The organism is Streptobacillus felis, from assembly GCF_001559775.1.
GTDB classification, from domain to species: Bacteria; Fusobacteriota; Fusobacteriia; order Fusobacteriales; family Leptotrichiaceae; genus Streptobacillus; species Streptobacillus felis.
Genome location: NZ_LOHX01000178.1, coordinates 1 through 287, shown reverse-complemented (window position 1 = coordinate 287; position 287 = coordinate 1). Strand labels below are relative to the sequence as shown.

1 protein-coding gene is annotated in these 287 nt (G+C 25.4%); it reads left to right on the top strand.

Annotated elements, in window-relative coordinates:
* Nucleotides 1-182 (top strand): beta/alpha barrel domain-containing protein (locus AYC60_RS08960; RefSeq protein WP_197416945.1); only part of this gene is annotated, 182 nt, incomplete at its 5' end.
* Nucleotides 183-287 lie beyond the last annotated feature (105 nt).

Below are 287 nucleotides of genomic sequence, written 5' to 3'. Positions count from 1 at the left end.
TTTGTGGAGTATACAAGCAACATGTTGAATATTATGAAGATAATGGAATAGAATGTTTAAAAGCGTATATGAAAACTATAAAATATTTAAAAGAATTTGATTTAATATCTATAGTTCATATTAAAAGAGGACATATAGCTACAACAACAAAAGAATATTCAAGTGCCCAGTTTGAAGGTTAGTTTGAATCAGATTTCATTACTATCATTCCATATATAGTACTTGATATCATTGAAGCCTATTTACCTTATTTAGAAAAAGGAATTAAAGGTATATTTGTACTACTT